The 25559-nt window shown below is 37.8% G+C and carries 27 protein-coding genes and 1 other annotated feature; of the genes, 1 reads left to right on the forward strand and 26 read right to left on the reverse strand.

All coding sequences use genetic code 11. The features are described from left to right. Window positions 1-55: 55 nt before the first annotated feature. Window positions 56-541, reverse strand: coding sequence for a dUTP diphosphatase (locus LBYS11_RS16845; RefSeq protein WP_054549960.1), 486 nt, complete (start codon window positions 539-541; stop codon window positions 56-58). Between the two features lie 105 nt (window positions 542-646). Here LBYS11_RS16845 and LBYS11_RS16850 point away from each other — a divergent pair, with 105 nt between their 5' ends. Further along, window positions 647-1042 carry a hypothetical protein gene (locus LBYS11_RS16850; RefSeq protein WP_016994855.1) on the forward strand — a complete coding sequence of 132 codons (396 nt, stop codon included), beginning with the start codon at window positions 647-649 and terminating at the stop codon, window positions 1040-1042. A gap of 23 nt (window positions 1043-1065) precedes the next feature. On the opposite strand, the gene LBYS11_RS16855 is transcribed toward LBYS11_RS16850, so the two are convergent. The 25 genes from LBYS11_RS16855 to citZ form a co-directional block, all read right to left on the reverse strand. Then, on the reverse strand, window positions 1066-1329 hold the full coding sequence (locus LBYS11_RS16855; RefSeq protein WP_048393614.1) for a DUF1294 domain-containing protein: 264 nt from the start codon (window positions 1327-1329) through the stop codon (window positions 1066-1068). A 187-nt stretch (window positions 1330-1516) separates the two neighbouring features. Then, complete coding sequence (rplT, locus tag LBYS11_RS16860) at window positions 1517-1876, reverse strand: 50S ribosomal protein L20 (RefSeq protein WP_025114500.1); 360 nt, start codon at window positions 1874-1876, stop codon at window positions 1517-1519. Between the two features lie 57 nt (window positions 1877-1933). Then, window positions 1934-2134, reverse strand: coding sequence for a 50S ribosomal protein L35 (gene rpmI, locus LBYS11_RS16865; RefSeq protein WP_004226312.1), 201 nt, complete (start codon window positions 2132-2134; stop codon window positions 1934-1936). 31 nt (window positions 2135-2165) lie between these two features. Further along, window positions 2166-2669, reverse strand: coding sequence for a translation initiation factor IF-3 (gene infC, locus LBYS11_RS16870; protein ID WP_016994853.1), 504 nt, complete (start codon window positions 2667-2669; stop codon window positions 2166-2168). Between the two features lie 95 nt (window positions 2670-2764). After that, window positions 2765-2913 (reverse strand) — a sequence feature (ribosomal protein L20 leader region). Window positions 2914-3084: 171 nt separating this feature from the next. Continuing rightward, complete coding sequence (gene thrS, locus LBYS11_RS16875; RefSeq protein ID WP_103118643.1) at window positions 3085-5016, reverse strand: threonine--tRNA ligase; 1932 nt, start codon at window positions 5014-5016, stop codon at window positions 3085-3087. A 553-nt stretch (window positions 5017-5569) separates the two neighbouring features. After that, window positions 5570-6499, reverse strand: a complete 930-nt coding sequence (dnaI, locus tag LBYS11_RS16885) for a primosomal protein DnaI (RefSeq protein ID WP_255409672.1) — start codon at window positions 6497-6499, stop codon at window positions 5570-5572. A gap of 27 nt (window positions 6500-6526) precedes the next feature. After that, a complete protein-coding gene (locus LBYS11_RS16890) occupies window positions 6527-7891 on the reverse strand; it encodes a replication initiation and membrane attachment family protein (protein WP_048393607.1) in 1365 nt (454 codons plus the stop codon). A 16-nt stretch (window positions 7892-7907) separates the two neighbouring features. Further along, the gene (gene nrdR, locus LBYS11_RS16895; protein WP_004226277.1) at window positions 7908-8378 is read right to left on the reverse strand and encodes a transcriptional regulator NrdR; all 471 of its coding nucleotides are present in this window, start codon (window positions 8376-8378) and stop codon (window positions 7908-7910) included. Window positions 8379-8565: 187 nt separating this feature from the next. Further along, window positions 8566-9588 (reverse strand): glyceraldehyde-3-phosphate dehydrogenase, encoded by a 1023-nt coding sequence (locus LBYS11_RS16900; RefSeq protein WP_004226274.1) that lies wholly within the window; start codon window positions 9586-9588, stop codon window positions 8566-8568. A 203-nt stretch (window positions 9589-9791) separates the two neighbouring features. Beyond that, window positions 9792-10388 (reverse strand): dephospho-CoA kinase, encoded by a 597-nt coding sequence (coaE, locus tag LBYS11_RS16905; RefSeq protein ID WP_103118646.1) that lies wholly within the window; start codon window positions 10386-10388, stop codon window positions 9792-9794. A 13-nt stretch (window positions 10389-10401) separates the two neighbouring features. Continuing rightward, on the reverse strand, window positions 10402-11274 hold the full coding sequence (gene mutM, locus LBYS11_RS16910; protein ID WP_103118647.1) for a bifunctional DNA-formamidopyrimidine glycosylase/DNA-(apurinic or apyrimidinic site) lyase: 873 nt from the start codon (window positions 11272-11274) through the stop codon (window positions 10402-10404). Window positions 11275-11286: 12 nt separating this feature from the next. Further along, window positions 11287-13914, reverse strand: a complete 2628-nt coding sequence (gene polA, locus LBYS11_RS16915) for a DNA polymerase I (protein WP_103118648.1) — start codon at window positions 13912-13914, stop codon at window positions 11287-11289. Between the two features lie 4 nt (window positions 13915-13918). After that, window positions 13919-14071, reverse strand: coding sequence for a hypothetical protein (locus LBYS11_RS23150; protein WP_158651968.1), 153 nt, complete (start codon window positions 14069-14071; stop codon window positions 13919-13921). A 53-nt stretch (window positions 14072-14124) separates the two neighbouring features. Further along, on the reverse strand, window positions 14125-14484 hold the full coding sequence (locus LBYS11_RS16920) for a hypothetical protein (protein ID WP_048393597.1): 360 nt from the start codon (window positions 14482-14484) through the stop codon (window positions 14125-14127). Between the two features lie 280 nt (window positions 14485-14764). Further along, window positions 14765-15181, reverse strand: coding sequence for a hypothetical protein (locus tag LBYS11_RS16925; RefSeq protein WP_048393595.1), 417 nt, complete (start codon window positions 15179-15181; stop codon window positions 14765-14767). A 185-nt stretch (window positions 15182-15366) separates the two neighbouring features. Next, on the reverse strand, window positions 15367-16377 hold the full coding sequence (gene hflC, locus LBYS11_RS16930; protein WP_103118649.1) for a protease modulator HflC: 1011 nt from the start codon (window positions 16375-16377) through the stop codon (window positions 15367-15369). Further along, a complete protein-coding gene (gene hflK, locus LBYS11_RS16935) occupies window positions 16377-17348 on the reverse strand; it encodes an FtsH protease activity modulator HflK (protein WP_103118650.1) in 972 nt (323 codons plus the stop codon). Before hflK ends, hflC begins: the two co-directional genes overlap by 1 nt. 149 nt (window positions 17349-17497) lie before the next feature. Next, a complete protein-coding gene (locus tag LBYS11_RS16940; protein ID WP_048393589.1) occupies window positions 17498-18211 on the reverse strand; it encodes an LrgB family protein in 714 nt (237 codons plus the stop codon). After that, window positions 18208-18576 carry a CidA/LrgA family holin-like protein gene (locus tag LBYS11_RS16945; protein WP_103118651.1) on the reverse strand — a complete coding sequence of 123 codons (369 nt, stop codon included), beginning with the start codon at window positions 18574-18576 and terminating at the stop codon, window positions 18208-18210. Before LBYS11_RS16945 ends, LBYS11_RS16940 begins: the two co-directional genes overlap by 4 nt. A gap of 350 nt (window positions 18577-18926) precedes the next feature. Beyond that, window positions 18927-20462 (reverse strand): two-component system histidine kinase PnpS, encoded by a 1536-nt coding sequence (gene pnpS / locus LBYS11_RS16950; protein ID WP_103118652.1) that lies wholly within the window; start codon window positions 20460-20462, stop codon window positions 18927-18929. After that, window positions 20459-21175 (reverse strand): response regulator transcription factor, encoded by a 717-nt coding sequence (locus LBYS11_RS16955; protein WP_016993215.1) that lies wholly within the window; start codon window positions 21173-21175, stop codon window positions 20459-20461. The genes pnpS and LBYS11_RS16955 overlap by 4 nt, the downstream gene beginning before the upstream one ends. Before the next feature lie 52 nt (window positions 21176-21227). Further along, complete coding sequence (locus LBYS11_RS16960) at window positions 21228-21668, reverse strand: MaoC/PaaZ C-terminal domain-containing protein (RefSeq protein ID WP_004226245.1); 441 nt, start codon at window positions 21666-21668, stop codon at window positions 21228-21230. Window positions 21669-21826: 158 nt separating this feature from the next. Next, the gene (gene mdh, locus LBYS11_RS16965) at window positions 21827-22765 is read right to left on the reverse strand and encodes a malate dehydrogenase (RefSeq protein WP_004226243.1); all 939 of its coding nucleotides are present in this window, start codon (window positions 22763-22765) and stop codon (window positions 21827-21829) included. A gap of 178 nt (window positions 22766-22943) precedes the next feature. After that, window positions 22944-24206 carry an NADP-dependent isocitrate dehydrogenase gene (gene icd / locus LBYS11_RS16970; protein ID WP_048393581.1) on the reverse strand — a complete coding sequence of 421 codons (1263 nt, stop codon included), beginning with the start codon at window positions 24204-24206 and terminating at the stop codon, window positions 22944-22946. Window positions 24207-24285: 79 nt separating this feature from the next. Continuing rightward, entirely contained in the window at window positions 24286-25401 is a 1116-nt protein-coding gene (gene citZ / locus LBYS11_RS16975; RefSeq protein WP_048393579.1) for a citrate synthase, read from the reverse strand. Between the last annotated feature and the right edge of the window lie 158 nt (window positions 25402-25559).

The raw sequence follows: 25559 nt of genomic DNA on the forward strand, positions 1-25559 counted from the left end.
TCGTTTACCGAAATATTCCTAGCTTAATCGTCTGAAAATTGGTGTATTTCTTAATTTAATAACCTGAACGCTGCCGATGATAATTTTCTTGATTTTTTTCAAGATAAGCACCAACTACATCCTCAAATGTAAAACCGAGATTATACGCTAGTAATCCATAGTATTGCCAAATAGCTAAATAACGCTCCTCTGTAGGTTGATGAATAAATGCTAAAATAACACTTTGTGTTTCTAAAAAAGTAGCTGTTAAATCTTTGTTTTCTTCTACGAAAGGCCACATTTCAATCGATGTATAGCCCTTTAATAAGCCAAGAGATAAGATAAAATGAATCGAATCTACATATTCTTCTAAAATGACTTCACGTGCTGATGGTCCCTTTGTGCTCCAAAATTTAAAGCAACGTGTTTCATTAGCAAGCTCAGCTAGTTCCACTAGTAAGGCTAAGCCCTTTTCCTGAAACACATCTTGCTGAATATTTTGTGTTTGCTCGATAAAATCATCAAGCTCTTTTTGCATGGTAAACAATTGTTGTAAATTCATTTTTTTCTCCTAAATTTCTAAAAAATTTTTTATAAAAAGTGAAACTATTTGACCCTTCTAACCGTATAGGAAAGAATAACCTTTCTTCAAGGGGGAAATTTAAACATGTTGCCGTTACTAATTCGACTTGCTGTAATAGCGCTTATTATCTATGTATTTTACAAAGCGATTCGTTATATAACCGATCCTAAACGCAAACTTGATGAAGCCTATGAAAAAGGCCAGTATTATTTCTATGATGACGTTAAAAATGTCCGAAAAAATTTCTTTATTTCCTATAAAGGTGCTCTTTTTGAAGGTGAAAAATACCTAGGCACAACAGAGGATGCATTTGAGGTTGTAACCATTTTCGTCGGTGCGCGTGATGCTGCCACATTACAAGGCTTCAGCAAAAGCGACTTTGAATATTTGCAGCAAGAAATATTATTGAACTATCCAAGCGCCAAAATCAATTGGAAGCAGCCCATTGAACAGCTTATGCGAAACACATCCTCATCATGAGGATGTGTTTTAATTATTCTCATTTATGTCCAAAGCTGCACAATGATAAAAATTTGTATGGCTGCAAGTAGGGGAAAACCAAATGCAAAACGATTATGACGTGTTTTGTGGCGGAATAAATACATACCCAATACACCTCCAGCTGCCCCTCCTGCTATGGCTAGTGTAAATAATGTACGCTCTGCTATACGCCATTCATGATTCTTTGCGCGTGATTTATCCATCCCCATTAATATGAGCAATACAATTGATACAATGCTCATATAAGCTAATAATGCTTGTCCCATTTCTTACTCCTTTAAAACCGTGATACTATTAATCTAACACAAAAAAGACTGATGGAAAAACCCATCAGTCTTTTTATTGCACTTATGATATTTTGCACCTGTCGCTACGCTTTCGGTGCAGAAAATTCCTCTTTTGCACCTGTCGCTACGCTTTCGGTGCAGAAATAATAGTGAATGTTGTCAGCTATTATTTAGCTACTGCTTTTTTAGCAGCGTCTGCTAATTGAGTGAATGCTGTAGCATCAGTTACTGCAAGGTCAGCTAACATTTTACGGTTAACTTCGATACCTGCAACTTTTAAACCGTGCATTAAACGGCTATAAGAAAGACCGTTCATACGAGCAGCTGCGTTGATACGAGTGATCCATAATTTACGGAAATCACGTTTTTTCTGACGACGGTCACGGTATGCATATTGACCTGATTTCATTACTGCTTGGTTAGCAACTTTGTATAATGTATGTTTTGAACCATAGTAACCTTTAGCTAATTTCAATACTTTTTTACGACGTTTGCGCGTCACTGTTCCGCCTTTTACGCGTGGCATATGAATTACCTCCTGCTTTTCATTAAAAAATGAATGTTAGTATTTTTTTGTAGTCAATTATTTCATGTAAACAAGTAAAGATTTGATGCGTTTGAAGTCACCAGATGATACGATGTTCGCTTTACGTAGGTGACGTTTTTGTTTCGTAGATTTGTTTGCGAATAAGTGGCTTCCATAAGCACGGTCGTATTTTAATTTACCTGAACCCGTTTTTTTGAAACGTTTCGCAGCTCCACGGTGAGTTTTCATTTTTGGCATGTCGAATTCCTCCTAAACTGTTCGTCTAATATTATTTCTCGTTCTTTGGTTGAAGAACTAAGAACATGCTTCGGCCTTCCATCTTCGGTTTTTGTTCTACCGTTGATACTTCAGCACAAGCTTCAGCAAAACGATCTAACACACGTTGACCAATCTCTTTATGTGTGATCGCACGACCTTTGAAACGTAGGCTACATTTTACTTTATCGCCTTTTTCAAGGAATTTAATCGCATTACGTAACTTCGTTTGGAAATCATGCTCATCGATTGTTGGGCTCAAACGAACCTCTTTCATTACGATGACCTTTTGATTTTTACGAATTTCACGGTCTTTCTTTTGCTGTTCAAACTTAAATTTACCATAGTCCATGATACGAGCGACTGGCGGCTTGGCTTGAGGGGCCACAAGGACAAGATCCAAGTTTACACGAGCGGCGATTTCTAGCGCTTCATTACGTGTCTTTACACCAAGCTGGTCACCATTGTGATCGATTAATCGAAGTTCACGTGCGCGAATGCCTTCGTTTACATACATGTCTTTGCTAATAGTAATCCACCTCCAAGTAGTTGTCGCGAATACATGGTTTGGGCAAAGCCTTGCCCGGTTGAACGGTACATCCTCTCGTCATGTCCATAAAAAAAGGACGGACATTTTTGAAGATGTCCGCCCGCTATATGTGCATGCGCAAGTCTACGCAAAACAATTCAACGTGTCATACCTGTTCACAGCCTTTAAAGCGTTGTATCAGGTGAGAAGCGGGCAGCCTCTACTTCAACCACAAACTTTGTATTCATTAACCTTAATTATATTAGCATGTATATGATAAGCTGTCAAATATTTATTTCCTTATCAGTGCTAACATAACCAAAATGAAGCTATTCTATACAAATGCAAGATTTATTTTATACAGAAACCCTCACTTTGGCAAGCAAGGGTTTCTCGTTGAAGCTTATTTTGTAATTTCTGCTTTAATAGCTGCTAGGAAATCCTCAAAGCTAATTGTTTCGGAATCTTTCGAGCCATAACGTCGCACATTTACGCCATTTGCCTCTACCTCTTTATCCCCGATAACAAGCATATAAGGAATCTTTTTCATTTGTGCTTCACGGATTTTATAGCCTAATTTCTCTTCACGATCATCCATTTCGACACGTAAACCAGCCGCTGTAAGTTGCTCTTCAATTTGCTTTGCATAGTCGAAGTGAGCTTCATTCGATACTGGAATAACTTCAACTTGTACTGGTGCTAACCAAGTTGGGAATGCTCCTTTGTATTCTTCAATTAAGAAGGCAACAAAACGTTCCATTGTTGATACAACACCACGGTGGATAACAACTGGACGATGAGGCTTACCATCTTCCCCAACATAAGTTAGGTCGAAGCGTTCTGGTAATAAGAAGTCTAATTGAACTGTAGATAAAGTCTCTTCTTTCCCAATCGCTGTTTTTACTTGAACGTCCAGTTTAGGACCATAGAATGCAGCCTCACCTTCCGCTTCAAAGTAGTCTAAGCCAAGTTCATCCATTGCTTCTTTTAGCATACTTTGTGCTTTTTCCCACATTGCATCATCATCGAAGTATTTCTCAGTATCTGCTGGGTCGCGATAAGATAAACGGAATGAGTAATCATTAAGGTCGAAATCTTTATAAACCTCTAAAATTAACTGTACTACTTTTTGGAATTCCGCTTTAATTTGATCTGGGCGAACAAAAATATGGGCATCATTTAATGTCATCCCACGAACACGTTGTAAGCCTGAAACAGCCCCTGACATTTCGTAACGGTGCATTGTGCCAAGCTCTGCAATACGCAATGGTAGGTTACGATATGAATGCATGCTGTTTTTGTACACCATCATATGGTGAGGACAGTTCATTGGACGCATAATTAATGTTTCATTATCCATTTCCATTGGTGGGAAAATTGAATCTTGATAATGATCCCAGTGACCAGAAGTTTGATAAAGCTCCTTAGAACCTAATACTGGTGTATAAACATGCTTATAGCCAAGTGATAATTCTTTATCGACAATATAACGTTCAATAACACGACGAATTGTTGCACCATTTGGTAACCAAAGTGGTAAACCTTGGCCAACTTTTTGGGAAGTTGTAAACAGTTCTAATTCTTTTCCGATTTTACGGTGATCACGTTCTTTTGCTTCTTCTAGCATTTGAAGGTGGTGTTTTAATTCCTCTTTTTTGAAGAACGCTGTACCATAAATACGTTGTAACATTTTGTTATCAGAGTTCCCTCTCCAGTAAGCACCCGCTAATGATAAAAGCTTGAATTCACGAAGTTTACCCGTAGATGGTACGTGGATACCACGGCAAAGATCAAAAAACTCGCCTTGATAATAAATAGATACTTGCTCATCAGCAGGAATGGCTTCAAGTAATTCTAATTTATACTCATCGCCAATTTCTTCATAAAGGGCTTGTGCTTCTGCACGGCTTACATTTTTGCGTTCTACCTCAAGGTTTTCAGCAATAATTTTCTTCATTTCTTTTTCAATGGCTGGTAGATCTTCAGCAGTGATTGGTGTTGGTGAGTCGATATCATAGTAGAAACCACCTTCAATTACTGGACCAATACCAAGCTTTACATCTGGGAATAGACGTTTAATAGCTTGCGCTGTTAAATGGGCAGTTGAGTGACGTAAAATTTCAAGTGCTGCCTCATCATCTTGTGTAATGATTGCAATTGTTGCATCCTCTTCAATTGGTGTTTTTAAATCCACTAACACACCATTAATTTTACCTGCATACGCTTTTTTCCGTAAGCCAGGGCTAATAGATAATGCTACGTCATCAGTTGATGTGCCTTTTGCAAATTCCTTTACAGCGCCATCTGGGAAAGTTAATTTAATCATTTCTGACATATCCTTTGCACTCCTTTGTTTTTGATAAATACATAATGCTTGATGATTGGCTGGAGCAATGTTTGTGTGACTCTACGGCTTGGTTTGAGCGGAGTCATTGCTTTTTTAAGCATTTCTCTGTTCAATCGGAGCGGCATCTTCTTGTTTCTGAGCGGTTTCTTACTCTCTATGAGCGAATTTACCACTTTCGCGAGCGACTTATCTCCCTATATGAGCGGAGCCACCACTATTTCAATGAAATCTGAAAAAAATAAAAAAGCTCCGTCCCTCACAAAAGGGACGAAGCGTATGCTCGTGGTTCCACCCTTCTTCCTTCCGACTTACATAAAGTCAGACGAAGCTCAAGGCTAGCTAACGGGCTAGGGACCGGCGAAAGATTATCCCTTTCGCTGCTCAGTAGGTAGTAAATAATGTGCCCATACTAGGAAGTTTTCAGCCGATGACTTCCCTCTCTAAAAGCTGATACACAAAATCCATGTCCTCATCAATGCATATTGATATTAAGTATATGAGTCAGTATACGCTCGATTGTCGAAAAATGCAACTATCAATGTTACATCCGACGATTTTTGCCTCGCATTTCGATCGGCACTGTTAGGGCTTTAATTCGCTCCATAATTCGTCCCGCTTTGACAACCTCAATATCACCTTTTTGTGACTGAGCTAAGTGATGCTCTAATTCTTCATAGTTAAAATTAGACGTAATAAAAGTTGGTAATTGCTCTGCCATCCGATAATGGAAAATAGTCCCCAATATTTCATCACGTGTCCAGGAAGTCATTGTCTCCGCACCTAAATCATCTAGCATTAAGACAGGAGCCTTTTTAATATAATCTATTTTCTCATTCAATGTATTATCGCCAATGGCATTTTTCATTTCTCGTAAAAATTCTGGAACGAAAACTACCACAGAGCGGATTTTAATAGATGCTAATTCATTGGCCAATGCACCAAGTACAAAGGATTTCCCTACACCAAATTTACCATATAGGTAAAAACCTTTTGCAGGTAATTGACCAGTTTCTTTTGTTATTTTAACAAATTGAGCTGCTTTTTGTGCAATCGCCACACGTGATTCATCATCAATACTTAAATCATGAATTGTTGCTTGTAGCACATCTTTTGGCATATGCATACTTGCAATCATATTCGCAACATCTCGGCGTTCTTCTTCCCTAATCTTTTGCTCACAGCGCACATAGTCCATTTCAATAGAATTCCGAACAACCCTTAATGTCGGGATGAATCCTTTTAAATAGTTTGTACAATGTTCGGTATTATCACACCCACAGCACTCAGTAGATTGACTAATAAACTCATGCAGTTTAGGTAAATTTCGCTCAACATTGTCATAGTTTAATTCATCTGCATGCTGCGCTAAAAATTCCTGCACATGCGGGTGCTCTAAAATTTCACGTCGCATGGCTTCATAGCGTTCTTGGAACGAGGGTACATTAATTGCTCGCTTTAGTGGTCCATTTATAGGTTCGATTACTGCTCACCTTCTTTACTATTCGCTTTTTCCTAGCATCTCTAATATTTTTTGTCGCTCTTTTTCAAAATCTATAGTACTAGAGGTAGATTCCTCTTGATTGTCATTTCGTTTATAGAACCATTCAGGCACTTTTTCTTCACGTTGATATCTTGAACGTCCTTTAGTCTGTTGACTCGTTTTATTGGACGTTTGCGGCTTGTTTTTCCAAGCTGTATATTTATCATGCTCTTGACGTGCAAGTTCCATTGCTTCCTTAGCGGTCTGGACATTTTTTCGTACCCAATGATCAGCAATCGTTTCCACATATTTTTTAGGGAGCTTCATATCTGTTGTTAGCATAACGTATTCTAACAATGCATTAACCACTCCAATTGGCATGCCATGTTGAACGATTAAATTTTCTGCAAGTTGGACTGAGGTTTGTAATGGTTCTTTACCATTATTTATATCTCTTAAAACTTGGACAGGTGCCGTTGTTTCTAAATAGTGTTGAAGTTCCTGATCCTTGGTTTTTTGTCCCGCTTCTGCTACTGGTAGAGGATCGGTGACACGGGCAAGTTTTGGCGGCTCCTTGGATACGGTTAATTTATAAAAATCAGCAGCAGCCTTTCGTAAACGTTCCTGAGAAATTCCTAAATCATCATCTAAAGCAAGTATGACTACTTTTTGCATATCAAGGGCTGTTAAATGATATAAAAATGCCAACTTGGCTATAGCTTCACGCACTTCAAATGTCAACAAATTGGAAGGTACCAATTGCTCAGACAAACCAGCTTGCAATAAATCAAAATCGAATTGCTCCAAATAAAAAGGATATACTTTTTGTTGTTTATCCTTATGACTCGTATCCACTTGTAAATCTGATGGGATATTGGCATGAACAGGCTTATAGACATCAATAAAAGCACGAGATACATCCTTAAACGCCGAGTCCTTTACAGGTGACATAAAGCGCTGACGTAAGTTGCGATAAGCCTGCTCTCCAATTTTACTAAACAAAAACATCGACAGCAGCGGGTCTTTCATAAAGCTATCTGCATCTAATGGGCGCTGTAGCTCATATAAAAAACTACGCTCACCAGCATTTTCTTTTTTCCATGTACGCAGCAAACCAATAGCTTCTAAAGCAATACGAGCCTCAAACACTTTACCAATTGGTAGCCCTAGCACATTCATTAAATAATAATGTGTCATTTGCTGCTTTGGCATTTGCTCTGCTTCTGCCCATAATGTTAAATAGAGGCTAACTGGCTCTGATCCCGTTAATGGTTGATAAAATAATGTAACTAATTGACGCTCTTGTGTAGAAAATGCATGAGGTAGACGAATGTCGAAAGGATCGCCAGGCTGCAATTCCTTATATAAATGAATCAACGTCATTCATCCTCTCTGTTTGCTATGATTTCTTCTCCGTTTGACGTTGAATAATGTCCTTTATTTCTTCAATAAAGACATTGATATCTTTAAACTGACGGTAGACCGACGCAAAACGCACATAGGCAACCTCATCAATTTTGGCTAAGCGGTCCATGACCATTTCGCCAACATCTTCTGAGCGTACTTCCGAATTTCCAATACGACGAAGATCTTTTTCAATGGACAGAACAAGTTCCTCCAGCACATCAAGTGCCACTGGACGTTTTTCACAAGCACGAATAAGCCCACGAAGTACCTTCTCACGGCTAAACTCTTCTCGTGAACCTTCCTTTTTCACAACGACTAATGGCGTCTCTTCAATTTTTTCAAACGTTGTAAAACGGAAGCCACATGACTCACATTCACGACGTCTACGAATTTCTTTATTATCATCTACTGGCCTCGAATCCACAACACGCGTTCCGTTAAATTGGCAAGATGGACATCTCATATATTTACTCTCCTGGTTTACAACAATTTAATATATCTATTATAACAAATTTCCTACATGTAAGAAAAGTGCATTCACGTTTGTGGCCTCATGATAAATCTAAAGCACCTGAAGTACAAGAAAAGTTTCTGTAAAAAAAGAGCACATTGAAACCTTTTCGATTTCAATGTGCTATCTATAGAAATTATTACGCGTTTACCGTTTCTAAAGCATTTGCCACTTTTTTCACAAGGTCAACAACGCGTGCAGAGTAGCCCCACTCGTTATCATACCAAGCAAGTACTTTTACTTTGCGGTTGCCTAACACCATTGTAGAAAGTCCATCAACTGTTGAAGAATAAGTTGTTGTATTGTAATCAGAAGATACTAATGGCTCAACAGAGAAATTAAGGATACCCTTCATTGGACCTTCTGTTGCCGCTTTTACAAATGCTGCATTAACTGCATCAACTGTTACATCTGTATTTAAATCTACTACAAGGTCAACTAAAGATACGTTTGGTGTTGGAACACGAAGTGCCATACCATGAATTTTACCTTCTAATTCAGGTAACACTAATTTTAATGCTTTCGCTGCACCTGTAGATGTTGGGATAATGGATTGGGCGCATCCACGTGCACGACGTAGATCTTTATGCGGATTGTCTAAGTTCTTTTGGTCATTTGTATAAGCATGAACTGTTGTCATTAAACCATTCTCAATACCAAACGTGTCATTCAATACTTTTGCTACTGGCGCTAAGCAGTTTGTTGTACAAGAAGCATTTGAAATAACATCATGTTTCGCAATATCCAATTTGTCATCATTTACACCTAAAACAATTGTGACATCCTCGTTTTTACCTGGTGCTGTTAAAATTACTTTTTTCGCGCCAGCTGCTAAGTGCATCGCTGCTTTATCACGCTCATTAAATTTTCCTGTAGCTTCAATAACGATATCTACACCCATTGTAGACCAAGGTAATTTTAAAGGATCACGTTCACTAATAATTTGAACTCGTTTACCATTTACAACTAAAGCATCGCCTGCTGGTTCTACCGTACCTTCAAATGTTCCGTGATTTGTGTCATACTTAATCAAATGTGCTAACGTTTCTGCAGGATAGCTAGCGTTAATTGCAACGATGTTTAAATCTTGTTGTACGATAGCCTGGCGGAAAACCATACGTCCGATACGCCCGAAACCATTAATAGCAATTGATACTGTCATTTATAATATCCTCCTGTGAGTACATACTCAGATTAATTAATTATATACTTTATGGTGATTAGTATAACACAATTTTAAAAAAGATGAACATTATATATTGAGAATATAAAAGTTCTTATTTTCTGAAAAATTATTCTTTATTATGGCGTTTCCCCATAAAAAAATGCGTAGCAAGGTCGGCTTGCTACGCATTATAAAAGAACTCATGAAATAACATCCCAATAATGCAGGATTTTTTTTAATTGTTCTTCTGTACTTTCTATATTTTCATTATTATAAATGACCGCATGTGCACCCTTTTCTTTGACAGACATCGGCAGTTGAGAGTGCATACGTGCCAATGCATCTTCTTTAGATAAATTATTTCGTTCCATTAAACGTCGAAGCTGAACTTCTTCACTGACCGATACCACAATGATACGTTCCACAAAATGTTGAAGCTTACTCTCAAATAACAAAGGAATGTCCATCACAACATGTTCATGTCCTGCTTCTAAATAAGCATCACGCTGACGTAACATTTCTTTTCTGATTGCTGGATGCATGATATCATTTAACGTTTTGCGTTTGGCAGGCTCATGAAATATGATATCTCCCAGCATAGTTCGATTTAAATTGCCGTCCTCAAGCAAGATAGCTTGTCCGAAGCTTTCAGCAATCAATGCTAATGTCTCAGTTCCAGGTTCTACGACATCTCGTGCTACAACATCTGCATCAACAATCGGTAAACCCAGTTCGCTCATCATTTTAGCTACTGTACTTTTTCCACTTGCAATACTTCCTGTTAGTCCGATAATCATTGCTAAATCCCCTTTAATGTTGACAATTTGGGCAATAGACAGAGGTACGCCCTCCAATTGTCATTTGACTTGTTGCCGTTTCACATGCTGGACATACCTTTTTCCCATACATTTTTAATCGATTCTGCATACTCCCTGCTTCCCCATTAATATTCCGATAATCAGAAATAGTTGAACCACCCGCTTCAATGCTTTGACGTAGGACAGCAACAATCTCCTCAAATAATGCTCGCTTCCGCTTTTCACTAATGCGGCTCATTTTGCGTGCAGGGTGAATTTTCTGAGCAAACAATGCCTCTGTTGCATAAATATTGCCACAGCCCGAAATGACTTGCCCATCCATAATTACTTCTTTTACGGCTTTATTTTCATATTTCGGTAGCTTAGATTTTGTTATAAAAAAATCACATGCATGCTTATCAAATGGCTCTGGTGCCATTTTTGTCAATGGCGCATGATCTTCAATTTTTGTCAGAAAACGAAGTTCACCGAATCGACGAATATCTGAATATATCAAGTATCCCCCATCTGCCATTTCAAATGTCGCATGGATATGCTTTTGAAATTTCGCCTCATTGATTTCTTCGGGTGAATTCACAACAAACCAAGCACCTGTCATCCCTAAGTGACTAACAAGAACATATGGAACATCATCCTTCAGCAAATGAAAGAAAATATATTTTGCTCTTCGTTCAATTTTGGTAATGGTCATCTGGGACAAAGTACTTTCAAATGCATCAGGCGCTGCTTGTTTGACAATACATTGTTTACCCTCACTAAAAGAGAAATGTACTCGTTCAGAAAGCTGAACCTGTTGAATGGTACGTCCTTCAACTGTTGGCTTCAATGCCTGGACGACACCCTCTACCTCTGGTAATTCAGGCATTTGAATCCCTCCTTATTTTGCCTCGTACCAAGTTGAGCCATGGTTAAAATCTACTTTAAGCGGTACAGCAAGCTCAATAGCGTTTTCCATGACTTCAGGTACAATTTTTTCGAGTAAGGCAATCTCTTCCTTTGGTGCCTCAAAGATTAGCTCATCGTGCACTTGAAGTAGCAGTTTTGCCTGCATCTTTTCTTTTTTCAATCGAGCATCCATATCAATCATTGCCTTTTTAATGATATCAGCTGCACTACCTTGAATTGGCGTATTCATCGCCGTACGCTCAGCAAAGCTTCTTAAATTAAAGTTTGAGCTTGTTATATCCGGTAAATAACGGCGTCTATTTAATATCGTTGTCACATAACCATTAAATTTTGCATTTTGTACAATGTCATCCATGTACTGTTTTACACCAGGGAAACTTGCGAAATACTTTTCAATAAAATTAGCTGCTTCCTTACGCGTAATATCTAAGTTTTGTGATAGACCATAATCACTAATACCGTAGACTATTCCAAAGTTAACAGCTTTCGCTGCGCGACGCATATTACTATCAACCTCATCTTCTGACACATGAAATACATCCATAGCTGTACGTGTATGAACGTCCATTCCTTCACGGAAAGCCTCAACAAGGTTTTTATCTTCTGACATATGCGCAAGAACACGTAATTCAATTTGCGAATAGTCAGCAGAAAATAATATCCAATCATCTTTTGAAGGTACAAAGGCTTGACGAATTTTGCGGCCCTCCTCCAAACGAATTGGGATGTTTTGTAAATTCGGATCTGTTGAGCTTAAACGCCCTGTTGCAGTTAAAGCTTGCTGGAAGCGCGTATGCACTTTACTATCTGATACATGAATCTCCTTTAGTAAGCCTTCAATATATGTGGATTGTAATTTTCCAAGTTGGCGATACAACAGAATATGTTCGATGATAGCATGCTCTGACTGTAATTTTTCTAGGACATCTGCAGCAGTTGAATAGCCTGTCTTAGTCTTTTTAATCACAGGTAGCCCTAGCTTATCGAATAGAATCACACCTAATTGTTTTGGTGAATTAATATTAAAGGTTTCTCCAGCTTCTGCATAAATTTCTTGCTCAATTACTACAAGTTTATCATTAAGCTCTTGCCCCATTTTCTCTAACGTAGCGCGGTTAACCGTAATCCCTTCGCTTTCCATTTCACCTAAAATTCCTGCCAATGGTAGCTCTAGGTTTTTATAAAGATCGAATTGTTCATTTTCCTTTAATAAGGCTTCCAGTTTCGGCTGTAATGACCATACTGCAAAAGCTTTACGGCTAACATGCTGTGCAAGTTGGTCCAAATCAGGAATTGCACGCTTGGCACCTTTTCCATATACCGCTTCATCTGCTTGGACATCATAGTAGCCTAATTCCCTTGCAAGTGTTGCGATATCATCGCCACTTAATGCTGGATTATTAATATAAGAGGCAAGTAGCAAATCAAAGTCAACGCCAGCTAATTGAATCCCAGCTCGCTTTAATGATGCTTGAGCTGCCTTAGAATCGGATATATATTTTATTTTTGTGGCATCTTCTAGCCAACGACGGAGAATATCTGATTTTGCTGCTTTATCAAATGGAATATATTGCGTCTTTACGCCATCTGATAAGGCAATTCCCAGCTGCTGACAAGTATGATAGTGCTCGTTTTCAAGCTCTACATGCACGGCCATCACGTCTTTTAAATCCTCAGGTCGAACTTCCTGGACTAGGTCATAATCGAGAGGCGCCTGTTCTTCTTCTTGCACTGTAAAGTCACTTTTATCAAGCAGCGATTTAAAGCCAAGCTCACGCCACACATTGATTAATTCATCTTCTTTTGGCCCATTATATGCAAGATCAGCCAGTGAAATGGTGATTGGAGCATCCGTATAAATCGTTGCCAGCTTCTTACTCATGATGGCTTGCTCTTCATTAGCTACAAGCTTTTCCTTCATTTTAGAAGCTTTCAATGTATCCATTGCTTCATAAAGTGCTTCAACGGAGCCATGCTCTTTTAATAATTTTACAGCCGTTTTTTCCCCGACGCCTGGTACACCAGGAATATTATCGGAGGAATCCCCCATCAAGCCTTTCATATCAATAATTTGGAGCGGCGTTAACCCATACTTTTCCGCAATAAAGGCTGGTGTATTTTTCTCTATTTCCGTAATACCTTTTTTCGTTATATAAACGGTTACTTGCTCTGTCGCCAGCTGAGTTAAATCACGGTCTCCAGAAACGATGATAACATCCATATCCTGCGACGAAGCCTCTTTAGCAAGCGTTCCGATAATATCATCCGCTTCATATAACTCCTGCTCATATTGCTTAATACCATACGCATCAATGAGCTTTCGTAAATAAGGAAATTGCTCTGATAATTCTGGTGGTGTCTTTTGACGTCCTCCTTTATATTCTGTAAAGGTTTCATGGCGGAATGTTGTTTTCCCAGCATCAAAAGCAACCAATATTTTGGTTGGCTGTTCTTCCTCTAATATTCTTTGTAGCATTGTTGTAAAGCCGTATACAGCATTAGTATGAATGCCACTATCATTCGTTAGCAATGGCAACGCAAAAAACGCGCGATACGCTAAACTATTACCGTCCAATAATAGTAATTTTTCCTTGGTCATGATTTTATCCTCCTGCGTTGTCTTCTTCTTCTACTTTATCATAACAATACATTTCAAGTAAAAAAAGCAGGCGTCCATCCTCAAGGTTATCCATTATTTTTAATGGTTTATCCACCACTTTAAAGACTTTATCCGCTACTTTAGCATTCCTATTCATTCAAAAAAGCCAACCGCGCGCAGCGGTTGACTTGTTTAAAATATTTTAACTCCTTAACGCATATTACCTATAATAGATGAACGACTATCCTGCATTTTTTTTACAAAATTAGTCATTACATCAAAAGCCTCATTTCGTTTACTATTCATGCTTTGTAAACGGAGCATATCCATTTGACCTTGCTGTGCATTCAAATCAGCTAGCTGTTGATTTCGTTGTTGAACATCCTCTAGTTGATCCTTAAGCTGATTTTCTAACAGCTGTGCTCGCTGTGATTGGACTGCCTGTAATGCTGATTCTAGATCCATGCCTTGAATATCAATTGGTTGAATTAGGCTATTAGCAGAGGATTGCCCTGCCCCACTAAATAATAATCCGACTGCTAAAGCACTTCCAAACACGACCTTTTTCATCTTTATTACCTCCTATTAAAATGAATCTTTGCTTATCATACATACTAAAGGTTAAAACTAGGTTAAAAAATATAATATGGTATGTATGCATCTGCCTATCAAGTTTAGTCATTGACTATTCTCAATAACTTGACTGTACTACAGATTAAATAAGGGCAATACTGACAAATGTTAATAATTTTCGTATTAACAAGGCATAAGACGTATTACATCCATTACTAAAAAGCAAAAACTTTCATTCAAGGACAAGTCTCCTGTAAATGAAAGTTCTTAATAGTTGTTATTGATTTGAAGTACGATAAAAAACTTCTTCATAGATGACAGTTAATATAAATGCATTCATAAAAGCAAACACAAGAAATAACGGCATGCCGCCTAATTGTGGATATGTTAGCTCTTGATTAAATACCATTACTGTACTAATTTGTGCCAAAAAGAAGATTAAGCCAATTCCAACTTGCCAAATAGGACGCTTGACCTTTCTTTTTTCATACCAAAATAATTTCTTAAAAAGGTTTCTTACATCATCTGCAATAATGATACTGATTAAAAAGATACAAACAAAAAATACTGGTATATGATAAACACTTTTCGTCACCCACGAAAAATCGGATAGACGGTAGAAAAGTGTTAATATCGAAGCTATACTACAAGCAATCCCTAAATTTTGGAGCCATTTGCTAATTTGTAATTTCAAAGCCCTTACCCCCAACTATTCTTTTTTAAACATTATCATTCTATCAAATTATAGTTGATTCGGGAATACAAACTTATAAATTTCTATTATTTTCATACTATAATAATTCGATTTCATGGATAGTTATAATTCTAGTACAACAAAAAAGTCGTCTCCTTCAAGACAGAGACGACTTTAAACTGCGTTTATTTAATATAACCAGACAAGATGTTGGCATATGGTGAAGTAGCTGGCAAGATAATAACCGTATCTTCCCCAACCGTTTTCTTATAGGATTCTAATGTGCGGTATAAAGAATAAAATTCAGGATCTTGAGAGAAAGATTTATTGTAAATCTTTGCAGCCTCTGCTTCTCCTTCAGCTTGAATTAAAGCAGCTTCTTTACTTGCTTTAGCAAGCATTTCTTGTACGTGTTGATCCGTTTGTGCCTCAATACGACGTTTCTGTGCATCTCCCTCTGAAAGATACTTTTGTGCAATTGATTCACGATCTGAAATCATATTCGTAAAAACGGATTGTTCATTTTCAGTCGGTAAATCAATGCGACGTATACGTACATCTACTACTTCAATACCATAGTTATCGTTGGAAAGAAGTTCATTAACACGTTCAGTTACTTGATCGTTTATGCTGCCTCGAGAAGAATCCTCATCATTTATAATCTCCGTATAGTTAATTCGGCCAAGTTCAGAGCGAATAACAGAATAAATGAACTCTTCCATACGTGATTCAACTTTTTCTATCGTACCAGCATTCGAAATCAAGAGCTTAGGATCCGTAATACGCCATACAGCATAATTATCAATAATAATTCGTTTTTTATCCTTTGTATTAATTTCTTCTTCCGAAATCTCATACGTCATTTGGTTTTTTGGTAACTTTGTGACACTTTGAATAAAAGGAATTTTCATATTTAAACCTGGTTCACGCTCAAACTTAACAACCTCTCCAAACTGCCGAACAACAGCATACTCTGATTCTTTAACTATATAAATATTCGTTAATAAAGTAATCACTAGAGCGAATATGACCGTTAAGGTTACAGCTAGAGAGATATATTTTTTAGGATTCTTCGGTCCTTTCTTCGACATTTTAACTACATTGTCTCCCGAATCACCTTCTGAAGGAGCAGCTTTTTTACTTTTGCCAGATAAGAAATTGAGGAATTTTTCTAGATCATTATTTTTTTGGTCCATTAGTTACCGCTCCCCTCTTTTTTCTCTGTTTGTGTCTGTTGCGACTGTTGAGGCTGTAGTTGCTGTAGTGGTAAATACTTCATCGTACTACCATCATCATTCATAATGTAAATTTGTGCTTTCGGTAGGACATTTTCAAGCGTCTCTATAATTAACCGCTCTCGTGTAATTTGCTGATTACCCTTGTATTGCTCATACATTTTATTAAAGACCGCTACATCCCCTTGTGCTTGCTCGATACGGGCTGTTTTAGTTCCTTTTGCTTTCGACATAATAGCATCACGTTCGCCTTCAGCTTCACTAATGCGTTGGTTTTCATATTTTTCAGCTTCATTTATTTTTGTATTTTTCATTTCACGTGCATCTGTTACAGCAGTGAATGCAGCACGCACATCTTTATTTGGCAATTCTACATCTTGCAATTTCACACCTAAAACGCTTATTCCAATATCGTATTTTTCAATAAGAGAAACTAATAATTGGCGAGTATTTGCTTCGATGTCAGCTTTACCTTCTGTTAACGCTGCATCGATAGAAGAGCTTCCGATTATAGAACGAATGGCACTCGATGTCGCGCTATGTAATATTCTTTCTGGATCCTGCGAATTAAATAAAAACTTATTAGGCTCTGTAATTTTCCATTGAACAACAAGGTCTGTTAAGACAATATTTTCATCCCCCGTAATCATTTTTGTTTCGGCATCGTATGCCTCTAACTCACCTGCTTTATTTTGCTTATAACCAAATTGCAGACTAAACGTTTCTTTTGACAAAATTTCTACGGATTGGACGGGCCAAGGTAATTTAAAATGAAGACCTGGATTTGTTACTGTATCAGCGGCACGACCAAATGTAATAACCACAGCTTGCTCTGATTCATCTACCGTGTACCATGAAGTAAAAACTGTAATAAGTGCAATAATTCCAAATATTCCAAGTCCAACAATCATTAGTGTCCTTTTCACACTCATGTCTGTTCCTCCTTTTGCTTAGTACTATTGTTTACGGTGAACCCTTATAAAAAGTTTCAAAATATTTTCATATAATGATTGTAAAGGACAGAATCCTCTGTATCTCACTCTTAACAAAAGCTTATCAATGCAAAAAAATCCTGTTACCTTTAGGGCAACAGGATATTGATAACCAGATGTTCAAATACTGGGAAAATGGTAGTGGATAATACAATACTAATTAATGCAGCAACGATCATCGCTAGACTAGCAAATGTGCCTTCTAGCTCTCCAAATTCAAATGCTTTTGATGTACCCGTTCCATGAGCACCCATACCAAGCATTAATCCTCTAGATGAAGGTCTGTGAAAACGACATACTTTGATAACGATTGGTGCTAACAAGCTTCCTAAAATACCAGTCGTCATAACGAAAACAGCTGTAAGCGTAGGAGAACCACCAATCATATTAGAAATATCCATCGCAATAGGTGTTGTTACAGAACGTGGCACTAAACTATGCACCAACTCATCATTTAAGCCCACCAATAGAGCCATCATAAAGGATGACACAATAGCAACCGCTGAACCAACAGCAATGCTGATGAAAATTTCAAATGCGTGTTTTTTTAATAGGTTGACATTTTTATATATAGGAACGGCAAACGCAACGGTTGCTGGTCCTAGTAAATTTGTTAAGACACTCGCTCCAGAATTGTAGGAATTATAAGATACACCTGTCAGTAGTAAAATACCTATAATGACTAAAGGTGTAATCAGCATAGGTGTCAGCCATTCTTTTTTATATTTTTTATAAAACATTTTACAAATATAAAAAATAGCAACGGTCCCAAGTAAGCTGACAATGGCGATTAATAAAGTCATATCGCATCACCCTTCTTTCGCCGCTCTAGCCATTGTGCTGTATACCCCGTTACAAACATTACCACAATGGCACTCACAACAATGACAAGCACAACCTTCATTCCTTGCACACCAAATAAGGCATGATAATCAATAACACCAATGGCAGATGGAATAAAGAATAATAAGAGTTCACTTAATAGTACGGCTGCTCCTAATTCAATCCATTCAAGCTTGATTATATGAAACTGTAACAGTAAAAATAATAGGACAAGTCCTATTATACTCCCTGGAATCGGCAAGTGAAGTAGGCGTGCAATAGTATTTCCGATTAATAATAGGATATAAAGATAGCCGATTTGCACGATACTTTTGACGATTTTCATGGTCATCCTTCTCTCATTTTTTCTCTGCCTCAACAGTCAGGAAAACACGATTCAAATGATAAGAAGGTTAATTCACTGACTGTCAAAGCGTTCGTCTAACAGACAATCGCGGGTTAGATGGTTGTTAAACTTTATGCTACTATACTTTACACCTATTTACGTTCCCTGTAAAACAGAAAAAGAACCTAGTGTCTAAAAAACACTAAATTCTTTCTGTGGGGAATATAAAGCAGTTAAAAATCTTCTATTAGATTTTTATGGTCATCGTCTTAACAATCATATTGGGGGTTTCTAGAAATAAGTATAGTGCCCAAATATGAATGTAACATGTTGTTCATGTAAAGGATTTGTTAATTTTTCGGAATCATGACAATCATTTTAGTTCCTATGCCGACTTCACTCTCTACTTGAATTCGGCCATGATGCGCCTCGACTAAATGCTTAACAATCGCTAAGCCTAAGCCTGTTCCACCAGAATTACGACTTCTCGCTCGATCCACCCGATAAAATCTTTCAAAAACGCGCGCTATTTCATGTTTTTCAATACCAATTCCTTGATCCTCTATTTCGATAATGCCATGTGTTTCATTTTCCTTTAATCGAATAGAAACAGTCGTGTTTTCAGGTGAATATGTAATCGCATTGGTAATTAAATTCGTCACAATCTGAATGATACGATTGGCATCCCCCATAACCTGGACATCTCGTTCGATATCCACCTGGAAGCTCATATTTTTTTCATCCAATCGCGGAGCTGTCAATTCTGCTCCACGAATTAGAACATCCTGTAAGCCCATCGGCATAATATTGACAGTAAAACCATGCTGCTCGATCTTTGAGAGCTCTAGTAAATCTTGAATCAGCATTTGAAGTCGATTACTTTCTTTATATATAATCTCCAAAAAGGAAATCAGCATTTTTTCGTCTTTATAGGCCCCATCCAATAAAGTTTCTGAAAAGCCTTTAATAGATGTAATAGGTGTGCGTAATTCATGTGATACATTCGCAACAAAGTCTTTCCGAATTTGTTCTAATCGAACTAGTTCCGTTATATCATGCATAACGATAACAACGCCTAGCCATCGTCCATGGTCCCCGATGACCGGTGCCCCATAAACTTCTTTGTTATAAAGTTCTTGCTGTACTTCCATTTTAATTTGTTGTCGATAAGGCATTTCTGTCAGAAAAACATGATCGATAAATTGTTCTAATGATTTAGGTAAGCCTATTGTACGAAAAACCTTTCCTTGTACATCATCAATCTGCATTCCAAAGCGCTCCAGAAATACTCGATTTACAATGGAAATATTCCCCTCACGACCAATCATCATAAGGGAGCTCCCCATATTTTCAATTAAGGTTTTCAGTCTTTCTTCCTCTACTTCACGTATCGTTGTAATATCTTGCAAATTCCGTGCCAATATGTTTATGGAATGACTCAGTGGTATCATCCGTTCATGCTCATTTTCTTGAGCACGTGCACGATAGTTACCCTTTGCAAGCTCAAGGGCAGTGTCTGTCACATTATCAATCGGTGCAGTAAAGTTACGTATCATATAACGACTTATAATTGCTATTAATATCAACGTGATGGTAAAGAGAATAGCCAGTACTCCGTAAAGGCGAGCACGCACATAGTTCAATAAGGATTCGTCTCGTTCCATAGCCTGAGCTGCGTACAAAGCTTCCTGATCTTCCTTCGTTAAATCCATTTTGCGTTCATCGATTACTTGGTCCATTGATGTCCGTATCTCAGTGGTTGCTTGCTCGTTATATTGCTCGATATAAATAGGAAAAAGCTGACCTATAACAATCATTAGGACAGCTAGTATCGTTCCAAGTAAAAGCATGAATGTCAAGAATAAGCGGTTGCTCATCGATTTCATGTCGTTTTCGGCTCCTCAAATTTATAACCAAGACCTCTAATTGTTTTTATAAACATCGGCTTGCGGCTATTTTCTTCAATTTTATCGCGAAGGTGGCTAATGTGTACATCCACAATTCGAGTATCGCCAGCAAAATCATATTTCCATACAGCACTTAATAGCTGATCACGTGTTAATACACGATTTTTATTTTCAAGTAAATAGATGAGTAGCTCAAACTCTTTTGGTGTAAATTCCAGTGCCTCATCCTGTAAAAATACTTCAAATCGCTCTGGGTACACTCGCAATTGTCCAAACTCATACATTTTTTCCTGCGCCTCATCCTTATCATCTGCGACAACATTTTGCGTGAAACGTCTTAATACAGCCTTGACACGCGCTAAAACTTCACGAGGACTAAAAGGCTTTGTCATGTAATCATCTGCTCCCAACTCAAGACCAAGAACTTTATCAAATTCGTCATCTTTAGCAGTTAGCATAATAATTGGCGTATTCATACGTTGTTGTCGTATTTGTTTACAGACCTCCATGCCATCTAGTTTTGGAAGCATCAAATCTAAAAGAATTAAATTTGGCTGTAAGTCGATTGCTTTTTCAAGCCCTTCCTGACCATCAGCAGCCGTTTCCACTACATAGCCTGCCTGTTCTAAATTATATTTCAATAATGTTGCAATCGAAAATTCATCTTCAATTACTAAAATCGTTTTTGTCATGTCTAATGCCTCCGTTAGTGATTTGAAACCCCCATTTCAAATCTCAAGACGTCTATAGCGCAAGTGGTGGAGTCACAAGCAATAAACCTTCAATTACAAGCTGCTTCTGCTCATTATATGAGTGGACAGATACAGTGATGGTATTGTCATATTTATTGATTGCTGTAACCTCTAATAGCGTATCGAACAATTCATAATGATAGAGAGGTCCTAAATATTTCAAATGTTGCTCAATAATTCGTGCACCTGGTCCTGGAATATACTTTGACACAGCTGATGTAATAATACCATTTAACATAATTGTCGGCACAATTGGCTTTTGAAAAGGTGTCATAGCCGCATAATCATGTTGAATATAAAGCGGGTTACTATCGTTTGTAAGGCCTAAATAAAGCAATAGATCCCTATCTTCAATTTTTTCAGTGATATGGATTTTCTCGCCAACTGTAATTTCATCGATTGTGAGACCAAGTTTACTATTTTTTTGAAGCAAAGATACGCCAACCCCTTTTCTATCATACTACATTCATAGTATCAATTTTATGCTAAAAGTACAATGAAAAGCAGAAGAACCTTACCTTTCTCAACCCTGGAAACATAAAAAAACGAGCAGGAACATTCCCTACTCGTTTTAAGACTTAGACTGATATTCTACACTAAAATTTTCATCACATTACGAACTGCTTCTGCCGATTGATCTAAAGCTGCTTTTTCTTTGTCCGTTAATTCTAGCTCAAAGATTTTTTCAATACCGTTTTCGCCAAGTAATGTAGGAACACCTAAGTATAAATCATGATAGCCGTACTCGCCTTCTAAATAAGCAATAGATGGTAAAATACGTTTTTGGTCTTTTACAATAGCTTCAGCCATCTCTATTAGTGCCGCAGCAGGCGCATAATAGGCAGAGCCGTTACCAAGTAAGTTGACAATTTCTGCTCCACCATTACGCGTTCGGTCAACAATTTCTTCTAAACGTTCAGCAGAAATAAGTGTTTCTAACGGAATACCACCAGCAAATGAATAACGTGTTAACGGTACCATTGTGTCACCGTGACCACCTAATACAAAACCAGTAATATCTTTCACTGAAATCTTAAGTTCTTCTGCCACAAATGCACAGAAACGAGCCGTATCAAGAACACCTGATTGACCAATTACACGGTTTTTAGGGAAGCCAGTTTCTTTGTATACTGTGTATGTCATGGCATCAACTGGGTTTGTCAGTACAAGGATTGTAGCATTTGGTGAATGCGTAGCAATCTCTTTTGAAACAGTTTTCATAACACTCTGATTGATTTGAACAAGGTCATCACGGCTCATACCTGGTTTACGTGCAACACCAGCGGTAATGATCACTACGTCAGAATTCGCCGTATCTGCATAATTGGAAGTACCTTGCACATAAGAGTCAAACCCTTGTATTGGTGCTGCCTCCCACATATCTAGCGCCTTACCCTTTGTTGGGTTTTCTGCTTGTGGAATATCCACTAATACGACGTCACCAAGTTCTTTCTGAGCTGCTAAAAATGCTGCAGTAGCGCCTGTAAAACCGCCACCGATAACTGAGATTTTTTTTCGTTTCAGAGACATTTGAATACGCTCCTTTAAAATTAGGTTATATATTTTAAAAGAGGGAGGAGACTTCCATCTCACTCCCTCAATTAAACAAGTTTATCGTAAATATTCAATTAAAATTTACTGTCACCCTAATTATATCGGCAGAAAAAAGCATCCGCTTTAGCGATAAATTCTATTGTAGAATAGAAAATTATAGGTTTTTGATTAACTCATTAGCGAATTCTGAACATTTCACTTCTGTAGCGCCGTCCATTAAACGTGCGAAGTCATAAGTAACAACTTTAGAAGAAATTGTTTTCTCAACAGATTGAGTGATCATGTCAGCAGCTTCTTGCCATCCTAAGTGTTCAAGCATTAATACACCTGAAAGTAATACTGAAGATGGGTTTACTTTATCTAAACCAGCATATTTTGGAGCTGTACCGTGAGTAGCTTCGAAGATCGCATGGCCAGTAACATAGTTAATGTTAGCTCCTGGAGCGATACCGATACCACCAACTTGTGCAGCTAAAGCATCAGAAATATAGTCACCATTTAAGTTCATTGTAGCTACTACATCGAACTCAGTTGGACGAGTTAAGATTTGTTGTAAGAAGATATCAGCGATAGAATCTTTCACTAAGATTTTGCCAGCTGCTAAAGCATCAGATTGAGCTTTGTTTGCTGCTTCTTCACCTTGTTCAGCTTTGATAGCATCGTATTGGTTCCAAGTGAAAGTTTGATCAGCAAATTCTTTTTCTGCTAATTCATAACCCCATTTTTTGAATCCACCTTCAGTGAATTTCATGATGTTACCTTTATGAACTAAAGTAACAGATGGGCGTTTATGTTTAATTGCGTATTCGATAGCAGAACGTACTAAACGTTCAGTACCTTCTTTAGATACAGGTTTAACACCGATACCAGAAGTTTCTGGGAAGCGGATTTGATTTACACCAAATTCAGATTGTAGGAAGTTGATGATTTTTTGAGCTTGTTCTGAACCAGATTCGAATTCAATACCAGCGTAGATGTCTTCAGTGTTCTCACGGAAGATAACCATATCAACGTCTTCTGGGCGTTTAACTGGAGAAGGCACTCCATCAAAGTGACGTACTGGGCGTAAGCATACATATAAGTCAAGTTGTTGACGTAATGCTACGTTAAGAGAGCGGATACCACCACCGATTGGTGTAGTAAGAGGACCTTTGATTGCAATTAAATATTCATTAATTTTGTCTAAAGTTTCTTGTGGTAACCATTCACCAGTTTGGTTAAATGCTTTTTCACCAGCTAAAACTTCTAACCATTCAATTTTCTTTTCACCGTTATAAGCTTTTTCTACTGCTGCGTCAATTACGCGTGATGCTGCTGCCCAGATATCTGGACCAATTCCATCACCTTCGATGAAAGGAATTACTGGATTGTTTGGTACATTAAGTACGCCATTTTCAACTACAATTTTGTTTGACATTCTGTTGCCTCCTAAATTCATAATCATAGGACTGTGTTAGTGATAACACAGTCCCAAACATTCTAGCATATTTTCCAATTTAGCGCTCGCTGATTGGAACATATTTTTGCATGCCTGGTCCAACATACTCAGCACGTGGACGGATTAGGCGGTTATTAGCATATTGCTCAAGGATATGTGCCACCCAACCTGAAGTACGTGATACTGCGAAAATTGGTGTGAACAGGTCATGATCAATACCTAAAGAATCATACACTGACGCAGAGAAGAAATCTACGTTTGCAGGTAATTTCTTTTGTTCTACGATCATGTCATGGATTTTAACTGACATTTCGTAAAGCTCTGGTTTACCAGTTAGCTCAGTTAATTTTTTAGACATTACGCGTAAATGCGGAGCACGAGGGTCGCCTTTACGATATACACGGTGACCGAAGCCCATGATTTTTTCTTTGTTGTCTAATTTATTTTGAATATAAGATTCAACATTTTCAAGTGAGCCAATTTCAGTTAACATTTTCATAACTTGCTCATTTGCTCCACCGTGAAGTGGTCCTTTTAATGCACCGATCGCTGCAGTTACACCTGAATAAACGTCAGATAATGTAGCTACACATACACGTGCAGTGAATGTAGATGCATTTAACTCATGGTCAGCATGTAATACTAATGCTTTGTCGAATGCTTCAATTTCAATATCTGCTGGCTCTTCGCCTTTAAGCATGTATAAGAAGTTTGCCGCATATCCTAGTTCAGGTTTTGGTGAAACTGGTTCTAAACCTTTACGAACACGTGCAAAAGCAGTTACTACTGTAGCAATTTTAGCTTGAAGACGAATTGCTTTACGGTAGTTTGCTTCTGGATCCATAACATCCGCTTCTTCATCGAATACACCAAGTAAAGATACTGCAGTACGCAATGCAGCCATTGGATGTACAGTTGAAAGTGGGTATGTTTTAAATTGGTCGACAATCGCTTGCGGAATTGACATGTTGTCTGCCAATTGTTGTTTTAATTCAGCTAGCTCGTCCTCTTTTGGTAAACGAGTATGCCATAACAGGTAAATTACCTCTTCGAATGACGCATTTTCTGCTAAATCATCAATGTTGTAACCAACATATGTAAGTGTGTCATCGATAATTGAACTGATTTTAGATTCCGCTGCTACGATACCTTCTAAACCTTTAGTTGCTGACATAAATTATCGCTCCCTCATACTTATTTTTTTGTTGCAAATGCGTTTTTTATGTTGCATTTACGAATTTTGCTCATATGAACCATTAAGTAAATCGCTTACATTGCTATTATAATCATTTTTGACAGCTTTGTGAATGAAAATCCTCCAAATAAAGAAAA

It is taken from the genome of Lysinibacillus sp. YS11, assembly GCF_002896375.1.
GTDB classification, from domain to species: Bacteria; Bacillota; Bacilli; order Bacillales_A; family Planococcaceae; genus Lysinibacillus; species Lysinibacillus capsici.

Coding starts and splice junctions, on each gene's coding strand:
- LBYS11_RS16845 (WP_054549960.1), bottom strand. CDS start 541: ATGAATTTACAACAATTGTTTACCATGCAAAAAGAGCTTGATGATTTT.
- LBYS11_RS16850 (WP_016994855.1), top strand. CDS start 647: ATGTTGCCGTTACTAATTCGACTTGCTGTAATAGCGCTTATTATCTAT.
- LBYS11_RS16855 (WP_048393614.1), bottom strand. CDS start 1,329: ATGGGACAAGCATTATTAGCTTATATGAGCATTGTATCAATTGTATTG.
- rplT (WP_025114500.1), bottom strand. CDS start 1,876: ATGCCACGCGTAAAAGGCGGAACAGTGACGCGCAAACGTCGTAAAAAA.
- rpmI (WP_004226312.1), bottom strand. CDS start 2,134: ATGCCAAAAATGAAAACTCACCGTGGAGCTGCGAAACGTTTCAAAAAA.
- infC (WP_016994853.1), bottom strand. CDS start 2,669: ATGTATGTAAACGAAGGCATTCGCGCACGTGAACTTCGATTAATCGAT.
- thrS (WP_103118643.1), bottom strand. CDS start 5,016: ATGTCAGAAATGATTAAATTAACTTTCCCAGATGGCGCTGTAAAGGAA.
- LBYS11_RS16890 (WP_048393607.1), bottom strand. CDS start 7,891: ATGACGTTGATTCATTTATATAAGGAATTGCAGCCTGGCGATCCTTTC.
- nrdR (WP_004226277.1), bottom strand. CDS start 8,378: ATGAGATGTCCATCTTGCCAATTTAACGGAACGCGTGTTGTGGATTCG.
- LBYS11_RS16900 (WP_004226274.1), bottom strand. CDS start 9,588: ATGACAGTATCAATTGCTATTAATGGTTTCGGGCGTATCGGACGTATG.
- coaE (WP_103118646.1), bottom strand. CDS start 10,388: ATGATTATCGGACTAACAGGAAGTATTGCAAGTGGAAAAAGTACAGTA.
- mutM (WP_103118647.1), bottom strand. CDS start 11,274: ATGCCTGAATTACCAGAGGTAGAGGGTGTCGTCCAGGCATTGAAGCCA.
- polA (WP_103118648.1), bottom strand. CDS start 13,914: ATGACCAAGGAAAAATTACTATTATTGGACGGTAATAGTTTAGCGTAT.
- LBYS11_RS23150 (WP_158651968.1), bottom strand. CDS start 14,071: ATGAATAGGAATGCTAAAGTAGCGGATAAAGTCTTTAAAGTGGTGGAT.
- LBYS11_RS16920 (WP_048393597.1), bottom strand. CDS start 14,484: ATGAAAAAGGTCGTGTTTGGAAGTGCTTTAGCAGTCGGATTATTATTT.
- hflC (WP_103118649.1), bottom strand. CDS start 16,377: ATGGACCAAAAAAATAATGATCTAGAAAAATTCCTCAATTTCTTATCT.
- hflK (WP_103118650.1), bottom strand. CDS start 17,348: ATGAGTGTGAAAAGGACACTAATGATTGTTGGACTTGGAATATTTGGA.
- LBYS11_RS16940 (WP_048393589.1), bottom strand. CDS start 18,211: ATGACTTTATTAATCGCCATTGTCAGCTTACTTGGGACCGTTGCTATT.
- LBYS11_RS16945 (WP_103118651.1), bottom strand. CDS start 18,576: ATGAAAATCGTCAAAAGTATCGTGCAAATCGGCTATCTTTATATCCTA.
- pnpS (WP_103118652.1), bottom strand. CDS start 20,462: ATGAAATCGATGAGCAACCGCTTATTCTTGACATTCATGCTTTTACTT.
- LBYS11_RS16955 (WP_016993215.1), bottom strand. CDS start 21,175: ATGACAAAAACGATTTTAGTAATTGAAGATGAATTTTCGATTGCAACA.
- mdh (WP_004226243.1), bottom strand. CDS start 22,765: ATGTCTCTGAAACGAAAAAAAATCTCAGTTATCGGTGGCGGTTTTACA.
- icd (WP_048393581.1), bottom strand. CDS start 24,206: ATGTCAAACAAAATTGTAGTTGAAAATGGCGTACTTAATGTACCAAAC.
- citZ (WP_048393579.1), bottom strand. CDS start 25,401: ATGTCAGCAACTAAAGGTTTAGAAGGTATCGTAGCAGCGGAATCTAAA.